9 protein-coding genes are annotated in these 8,032 nt (G+C 73.2%); 6 read left to right on the top strand and 3 right to left on the bottom strand.

What is annotated here, in order from left to right:
* Together GT042_RS18730 and GT042_RS18725 are read right to left on the bottom strand one after the other, a co-directional pair.
* The coding region (locus GT042_RS18730) for a M56 family metallopeptidase (protein ID WP_161309871.1) at positions 1-748 on the bottom strand (748 nt) is incomplete at its 3' end.
* A 67-nt stretch (positions 749-815) separates the two neighbouring features.
* The gene (locus tag GT042_RS18725) at positions 816-1,787 is read right to left on the bottom strand and encodes an acetylxylan esterase (protein WP_161309870.1); all 972 of its coding nucleotides are present in this window, start codon (positions 1,785-1,787) and stop codon (positions 816-818) included.
* A 268-nt stretch (positions 1,788-2,055) separates the two neighbouring features.
* Between GT042_RS18725 and GT042_RS18720 the strand changes: the two genes are divergently transcribed.
* Entirely contained in the window at positions 2,056-3,357 is a 1,302-nt protein-coding gene (locus GT042_RS18720) for an alpha/beta fold hydrolase (protein ID WP_161309869.1), read from the top strand.
* A gap of 39 nt (positions 3,358-3,396) precedes the next feature.
* On the opposite strand, the gene GT042_RS18715 is transcribed toward GT042_RS18720, so the two are convergent.
* The gene (locus GT042_RS18715; RefSeq protein WP_161309868.1) at positions 3,397-4,095 is read right to left on the bottom strand and encodes an NAD(P)-binding domain-containing protein; all 699 of its coding nucleotides are present in this window, start codon (positions 4,093-4,095) and stop codon (positions 3,397-3,399) included.
* Positions 4,096-4,260: 165 nt separating this feature from the next.
* Here GT042_RS18715 and GT042_RS18710 point away from each other — a divergent pair, with 165 nt between their 5' ends.
* From GT042_RS18710 to GT042_RS18690, 5 genes are all read left to right on the top strand, one after another.
* Entirely contained in the window at positions 4,261-4,554 is a 294-nt protein-coding gene (locus GT042_RS18710; protein ID WP_345943829.1) for a DUF5133 domain-containing protein, read from the top strand.
* 66 nt (positions 4,555-4,620) lie between these two features.
* The gene (locus tag GT042_RS18705) at positions 4,621-5,205 is read left to right on the top strand and encodes an XRE family transcriptional regulator (protein ID WP_161309867.1); all 585 of its coding nucleotides are present in this window, start codon (positions 4,621-4,623) and stop codon (positions 5,203-5,205) included.
* A 105-nt stretch (positions 5,206-5,310) separates the two neighbouring features.
* Positions 5,311-6,285, top strand: coding sequence for an NADPH:quinone oxidoreductase family protein (locus GT042_RS18700; RefSeq protein ID WP_161309866.1), 975 nt, complete (start codon positions 5,311-5,313; stop codon positions 6,283-6,285).
* Positions 6,282-7,466, top strand: a complete 1,185-nt coding sequence (locus GT042_RS18695; protein WP_161309865.1) for an acyl-CoA dehydrogenase family protein — start codon at positions 6,282-6,284, stop codon at positions 7,464-7,466. The genes GT042_RS18700 and GT042_RS18695 overlap by 4 nt, the downstream gene beginning before the upstream one ends.
* The coding region (locus tag GT042_RS18690) for an acyl-CoA dehydrogenase family protein (RefSeq protein WP_161309864.1) at positions 7,463-8,032 on the top strand (570 nt) is incomplete at its 3' end. The genes GT042_RS18695 and GT042_RS18690, both read left to right, overlap by 4 nt.

Genomic DNA, 8,032 nt, shown 5'->3' with positions numbered 1-8,032 from the left:
GCACGGGACCGCCGGTCACCCCCAGCGTGTGCCGGGGCGCGTGACGCGCCGCGAGCGCGGCCCTCGCCACCGCCCTCGCCACCAGCGACCGGTCCGCCACGGCCGTGGCGGCGTCCTCGTCGGCCCAGCGCTCCAGCGCGAAGGCACCCGCGCCCGCGACCGGCCGCAGCAGCGGGTTCACGACCGCAGCCAACCCCATCACCAGCAGGAACACATGATGGTGATGGCGCAGATGTGCCCGCTCGTGGGCCAGCAGAGCGCTCCTCTCCCGGGCGTCGAGGGCGCGCAGCATGCCGGAGGAGACCACGATCCGCCCGGGGGAGCCGGGCACGGTGAACGCGGTGGGTACGGGGTCGTCCACGACGGCCAGTTCGCCCCCCGACGGCAGCGCGCGGCTCTCCCGCCGGGCGTCGAGGAGCGTACGGGTCCTGCGGTACGCGGACACCGCGAACGCCACCGCGCACCCGGCGAGCACCACCCCGCAGGCCAGGGCCACCGACCGGTCGACCGGGGTGTTCGCGGCCAGGACACCGGGGGACCACTGCCCCTCGGCCGCCACCACCGGGATCTGCCCGACCAGCGTGAAGGCGAGCATCGCCAGCGCCGCCGCCCAGCCCCCGCCCGCCACCACGGAGGCCGACGTCAGCAGCCAGGCCGCCGTCCTCGGGGGCAGCCTGCGCCCGGCCCACGGCGCCGCGGCCCCCAGCAGGGCACTGACGGCGAAAGGCGTGAAGAGAGTGATCCGCACCGCTCGGCCCTTCGTGTGTCACGCGGCGGCTCCACGAGCCACCGCTCCTCCCCGAACCGCCGTACCGTCAGGCGGTCAGATGCCTGGGCAGCCAGTCCAGCTGGACGGCCTCCTGGAACGGGCCGCCTCCCTCATGATCGTTGAAGTCGTACTCCTCGATCGTCTTGTCCGCGCCCGCGTAGGCGTTGAAGGCACCGTAGACCGTCGACGGCGGGCACGTACGGTCCTCCAGGGCCACCGAGAACAGTGCCGGCGCCCGCCCGCGCGACGCGAAGTGCACCGCGTCGAAGTAGGCGAGCGTCCGCCCCACCTGCTCGGTCCTGCCCCGGTATGTGCTGAGGTAGTTGCCCACCTCACGGTACGGGTCGCGGTCGGTGAGCGTCGTCGCCCGGGGGAAGTCGCAGAGGAACGGCACGTCCGCCGCCACGGCCGCCAGGTCGGGCACCAGCCCGCCGACCGCGAGCGTGATCCCGCCGCCCTGGCTGGTACCGACGGCCGCCGTGCGCGAGGCGTCCACCAGCGGGTGCGAGCGGGCCGCCTCCACGGCGCGTACCGCGTCCGTGTAGACCCGCCGGTAGTAGAAGTCGCGCGGATCCTCGATCCCCCGGGTGAGGAAGCCCGGGTACGAGGAAGCGCTGCCCACGGGGTCGGGGGTGTCGCCGCCGTTCCAGCCGCTGCCCTGCCCCCGGGTGTCCATCACGAAGTGCGCGAAGCCGGCCGACGCCCAGAGCAGGTGGACGTGCGGGAGGCCGCGCCCGCCGCCGTACCCGAGGAACTGCACCACGACGGGCAGCGGCTCACGCGTCCCGGCGGGCAGCACGAGCCAGCCCTTGACCGGGTGGCCGCCGAAACCGGCGAAGGTCACGTCGAGGACGTCGAGGGTCCTGAGCGCCGTCGGTACGGGCTCGAAGCGGGCGTCGAGCGCGTGGCCGCGCGCCTCGGTGAGGGTCTTCGCCCAGAACGCGTCGAAGTCCTCGGGCTCCGTGGACGCGCTGCGGTAGGCGCGCAGCTCGTCGAGGGGCAGGTCGAACAGGGACATACGGACCACCTTGGTCGGGAAAAGCCGATGATCACACCGTACGGCCGCCGGGGCGGCGGTTGAAGACCGGCCACCGATCCGCCCGGAAGCGCGCCGGTACGCGTGAGGACCAGCGCGAGACCCAGCGCGAGACCCGGCGGGAGGCTCAGCGGGAGAGACCCGACGTGAGAGCCGGCGCGAGGACCGGGCTGTACGCGTACGGCCCCCGGCCCGGTACTGTCCCGGGCGTGAGCGCCCCGGCGGGGGCGATCGAGAAACAGGAGCGTTCGTGACCAGCTACACCCAGCCCGGAGTTGTCCTCACCGACCACCGCTTCACGGTTCCGCTGGATCACGGCGACCCGTCGGGCGAGCGGATCGAGCTCTTCGCCCGCGAGGTCGTCGCCGGGGCGAAGGCCGGGGAGAACCTGCCCTGGCTGGTCTACCTGGAAGGCGGCCCCGGCTTCGGCGCCCGCCGGTTCGTGGGCCGGCAGGCGTGGCTCGGCCGGGCGCTCCAGGACTTCCGGGTGCTCCTCCTCGACCAGCGCGGCACCGGACTCTCCACCCCCGCCAACCGCCAGACCCTGCCCCTGCGCGGCGGCCCCCGCGAACAGGCCGACTATCTGGCCCACTTCAGGGCCGACTCGATCGTCCGCGACTGCGAGGCGATCCGCCCCCGGCTGACCGGCGACGCGCCCTGGACGGTCCTCGGCCAGAGCTTCGGCGGATTCTGCGCCACCCACTACCTCTCCGCGGCGCCCGAGGGCCTGCGCACGGTCCTGATCACCGGCGGCCTGCCGTCCCTGGACGCGACGGCGGACGAGGTCTACCGCGCCGCGTACCCCCGTATCGCGCGCAAGGTCGAGGCCCACTACGCCCGCTACCCGCAGGACATCGCCCGGGCCCGCCGGATCGCCGGGCACCTCGCCGAACACGGCTCCGTCGACCTGCCCACCGGCTACAGGCTCACCCCCGAGGCGTTCCAGTCCCTCGGCCACCTGCTCGGCGCCACGGACGGCAGCCACCAGCTCCACTACCTGCTGGAGAACGCCTTCGTACGGGCGCCGGGCGGCCAGGTGCTCTCCGACGCCTTCCGGGAAGGCGCCGCCGCGGTCCTCTCGTACGCCGCGCACCCGCTGTACGCGCTGATCCACGAGGCTGTCTACGCCCAGGGCGGCGAGCCCACCGGCTGGGCCGCCGAACGGACGCGCGGCGAGTTCGCGCGCTTCGACGCCGCGACCACCCTGGCCGGCGACGGGCCGCTGTACTTCACCGGCGAGAGCGTCCACCCCTGGAACTTCGTGAACGACCCCGCGCTGCGCCCGCTGCGCGAGACCGCCGACCTGCTCGCCGCCCGTACCGACTGGAAGCCGCTGTACGACACCGACCGCCTCGCCGCCAACGAGGTCCCGGTTGCCGCCGCCGTCTACCACGACGACATGTATGTCGACACCGAGCACTCGCTGCGCACGGCACGGTCGATCCGGGGGCTGCGGACCTGGGTGACCGACGAGTACGAGCACGACGGCCTCCGTACCAGCGGCCCGCGCGTCCTCGACCGCCTGCTGGCCCTCACCCGCAACGAGATCTGAGCACCCGCATCCGGGCCCCCGGCGCTTGTGTCTTTGTGATCAGCTACCCGGCCGCTTCGCCGCGTCCAGGGCCACCTTCAGGCCCGCCACGTCGAACGGCGCGCCCGGGTCGTCCCCGGACGAGCCGAGGCCCAGCGGATTCTTCGCGTACGGGACGACATAGGCCGGGGTGTCGCGCTGGAAGCGCCAGCTGTCGGCGAGCACCCCCGTGTCGAACGTGTCGTACCCCAGCTGATCGATCAGCCGCGCCGCCGTCGCCTTGGCGTCGGCGTTGTCGCCGGCGATCGGCAGGACCGACCGGTCCGGGGCGCCGGTGGGCCGGGCGAGCGACGCCAGGTGCGTGTACATGATGTTGTTGAACGCCTTGACCACGTACGACTGCGGAAGGTGGCCCTGGAGCAGTTCGCTCGTGGTCGTCCGCTCCTCGTCCAGCTCCGGGATCGCCCCGTCGCGCTGCGGGTAGTAGTTGTTCGTGTCGAGGACCACCTTCCCGGCCAGGGGCTTCACCGGTACCTGGTCGTAGTGCTTCAACGGGACCGTCACCACCACCCAGTCACCCGCTTCCGCCGCCTCCCTCGCGGTCGCGGCGCGTGCGCGCGGTCCCAGCTCGGCCACCAGATCCGTCAGGGTTTCCGGGCCCCGGGAGTTGCTCAGGACCACATCGAGACCCGCCGCCACGCCGAGCCGGGCGAGGGTGCCGCCGATGTGTCCACTGCCGATCAGTCCAAGAGTGCTCATACATGTGCGAGCGGACGGGGCACGGGCCGTATTCCCGGCCCGCCCTCCCCGCACGGACCCTCCTCCTCCGCCGAGCGGAAGTGCGGTGGCGGAGGGACAATGAAAGGCCGGGGCGCGAGGACACCTGTGCGTAGGCAGCGCCGCCCACCTCATCACCCTGACTCGTTGCCCCACCGGATTCCGCTGCTGGAGGTGGTCGACATGCTGCTGCCGGACAGGCATCTGGTCGCCGATCTGTTGAGCCGTTACCGGGCCTGGGAACGGCTGGTCCTGGCCGACCCGCTCGACACGACCACACGCGGCCGGTTCGAGGACGTCGCCTACACGCTGTGCGTGCTGATGGGCCAGCGCACGGCACGCGAGGCGATCATCAAGGCGGAGGCGTACCTGCGCCGCATCAAACCCGTCCCGATCTTCCCGGAGGGCGCGGACACCGTCGCGCCGGGCGTGCGCGACTGACGTGCACCGCCCCTCCCCGCAGGGTCGGAATTGACAAACGCCCTTGCCGTTTCTGCAATGGGGGGCATGGATGACGACGCGGGCCTCGACGCCGTACTGAACGAAGTGGGGCCCCGGCTGCGCCGGATCAGGCGCGAGCGCGGGGCCACACTGAACACCCTCTCCGCCGCCACGGGAATCTCCGTGAGCACCCTGTCGCGGCTGGAGTCCGGCCTGCGCCGCCCCAGCCTCGAACTGCTGCTCCCCCTGGCCCGCGCCCACCAGGTGCCGCTGGACGAACTGGTCGGCGCGCCGCGCGTCGGTGACCCCCGGATCCGCGCCGAGGCGATCGTGCGCGGCGGCCGGACGATGCTGCCCCTCACCCGGCGGCCCGGCGGCCTCCAGGCGTACAAGGTGGTGCACCGGCCCGACGGCGAGGTGCCCGAGGCCCGCATCCACGAGGGGTACGAGTGGCTCTACGTCCTGGCGGGCCGGCTGCGGCTGATGCTCGGGGAGCACGACGTGGTGCTGGGTGCGGGGGAGGCGGCCGAGTTCGACACCCGCGTGCCGCACTGGTTCGGGCCCGCGGCGGACCAACCGGTCGAATTCCTGAGCCTGTTCGGGCCGCAGGGCGAGCGGATGCACGTACGGGCCAGGCCGAAGGTGTCGTGAGGGAGGGGCGGGGAGGAAGGCCGCGGAGAGACGGTTCCCAGGTGGGCAAGCGACCGCTTAGTATGCGGGACGTAGTGCTACTGCCCATCGTGTGGAGGCCCTGGTATGCAGGCATGGCGAGTACACCGGAACGGTGAGCCGCGCGAGGTGATGCGGCTCGACGAGGTGGAGCGGCCGGTGCCCGGGGAGGGGCAGATCCTGCTGCGGGTCCTCGCGGCCAACATCAACTTCCCCGACGCGCTGCTCTGCCGAGGCCACTACCAGGTGCGTCCGCCGCTGCCCTTCACCCCCGGCGTCGAGATCTGCGGCGAGACGCCGGACGGCCGCCGGGTGATCGCCACGCCGAGCCCCGGGCTGCCGGACGGCGGTTTCGCGGAGTACGCCGCCGTGGACGCGGGGAGCGTCCTGCCCGCGCCCGAGGCGCTGGACGACGCCGAGACCGCCGCCCTCCACATCGGCTACCAGACGGGCTGGTTCGCCCTGCACCGCCGCGCGAGGCTCCAGCCGGGCGAGACCCTGCTGGTCCACGCGGCGGCCGGCGGGGTCGGCAGCGCCGCCGTCCAGCTCGGGAAGGCGGCGGGAGCCACCGTCATCGGCGTCGTCGGCGGCCCCGACAAGGCGCGCGTCGCCCGCGAGCTGGGCTGTGACGTCGTCATCGACCGCCGTACGGAGGACATCGTCGCCGCCGTCAAGGAAGCCACCGGCGGGCGGGGAGCGGACGTCGTCTTCGACCCCGTGGGCGGTGACGCCTACGCCAAGTCCACCAAATGTGTCGCCTTCGAGGGCCGGATCGTCGTCGTGGGCTTCGCGGGCGGAGAGGTCCCCGCTCCCGCCCTCAACCACGCGCTGGTGAAGAACTACGCGATCCTCGGCCTGCACTGGGGCCTCTACACCACCAAGGACCCGACGGCGGTCCAGCGCTGCCACGAGGAGCTCACCGCGCTCGCCGCGCGGGGCGCGATCAAGCCGCTCGTCAGCGAACGGGTGCCGATGAAGGACGCGGCGGACGCCGTCCAGCGGGTCGCCGACGGCGTCACCACCGGGCGGATCGTCGTGATCCCGGAAGGCGGCCCCCGATGACCGACGCCGCCGGACTCCTCTCCCGTACCCGCGCGTTGCTCGCCGCGCATCCCCCGGCCACCACGGACAGGACCGACTTCCTCAAGGCCCGCTTCGACGCCGGACTCGCCTGGGTGCACTACCCGGCCGGACTCGGCGGCGTCGGCGCGCCCCGCTCCCTCCAGGCCGTCGTGGACGCCGAGTTGACCGCCGCCGGAGCACCCGACAACGACCCCAGGCGTATCGGCATCGGCCTCGGCATGGCCGCGCCGACGATCCTCCGGTACGGCACCGACGAGCAGAAGCGGCGCTTCCTGCGGCCCCTGTGGGTCGGCGAGGAGGTGTGGTGCCAGCTGTTCAGCGAACCGGGCGCGGGCTCGGACCTCGCGGCGCTCGCCACCCGCGCGGTCCGCGCGGAGGACGGCGGATGGATCGTCGACGGGCAGAAGGTGTGGACCTCCAGCGCCCACCTCGCCCGCTGGGCCATCCTCATCGCCCGCACCGACCCCGGCCTGCCCAAGCACCTGGGCATCACCTACTTCCTCTGCGACATGACCGATCCGGGTGTCGAGGTACGGCCGCTGCGCCAGATCACCGGCGAGGCCGAGTTCAACGAGGTCTTCCTCACGGGCGTACGGATCCCCGACGCGCACCGCCTCGGCGGGATCGGCGAGGGCTGGAAGGTCGCCAGGACAACTCTGATGAACGAGCGGGTGTCCATCGGCGGTGCCCGGCTGCCCCGCGAGGGCGGCATGATCGGCCCGGTCGCCCGGACCTGGCGCGAGCGGCCGGAGGCGCGCACCCACGACCTGCACCAGCGCCTCCTGACCCTCTGGGTGGAGGCCGAGGTGGCCCGGCTGACCGGTGAGCGGCTGCGCCAGCAACTCGTCGCGGGCGAACCGGGACCCGAGGGCGCCGGCATGAAGCTCGCCTTCGCCCGGCTCAACCAGGAGATCAGCGGCCTGGAGGTCGAACTCCTCGGCGACGAGGGCCTGTTGTACGCCGACTGGACCCTGCGCAGGCCCGAACTGGTCGACTTCACCGGACGCGACGCCGGATTCCGCTACCTGCGCTCGAAGGGCAACTCCATCGAGGGCGGCACGAGCGAGGTACTGCTCAACATCGTCGCCGAGCGTGTCCTCGGCCTGCCCGTCGAGCCGCGCAACGACAAGGACGTCGCCTGGAAGGACCTCGCCCGATGACTCCTACGACTCCCACGACTCCTGCTGCTTCTGCTACTCCGACAACGCCGACGACTTCACCGGCCGGGACGACCGGCGCCGCGCCCGACCTGCTCTACTCCGAGGCCGAGGACGATCTGCGGGCCGCCGTACGGTCCCTGCTCACCGACCGTGCCGACGTACCGGCCGCGCTCGTCCGCGCGGAGGCGGGCGACCCGTACGACAGCGGGCTGTGGACGGCGCTCGCCGGCGGGATCGGCGCGGCCGGCCTGCTGATCCCCGAGAAACTCGGCGGCCAGGGGGCGAGCCACCGGGAGGCCGCCGTGGTTCTGGAGGAGCTGGGCCGGTACGTCACCGCCGCGCCCTTCCTGACCGGTGCGGTGGTCGCCACGGAGACCCTGCTCGCCTGCGACACGGACAGCGCGGCGGTGGCCGGGCTGCTGGAGTCCCTCGCCACCGGCGGCCGGGTCGCCGTGCTCGCCGTACCCCTCGCCACCGCGCCGGACGCGCCCCTCCCCACCGGAACCGGACCGGTCGCCGGTGTCGCGGAGGCCGCGCGCGCCGACGTCCTGCTGGTCCTGCGGGAC

Origin of the sequence: Streptomyces sp. SID3212 (assembly GCF_009865405.1) — a bacterium.
GTDB lineage: Bacteria > Actinomycetota > Actinomycetes > Streptomycetales > Streptomycetaceae > Streptomyces.
This window is presented reverse-complemented; position numbering and strand designations above follow the sequence as displayed.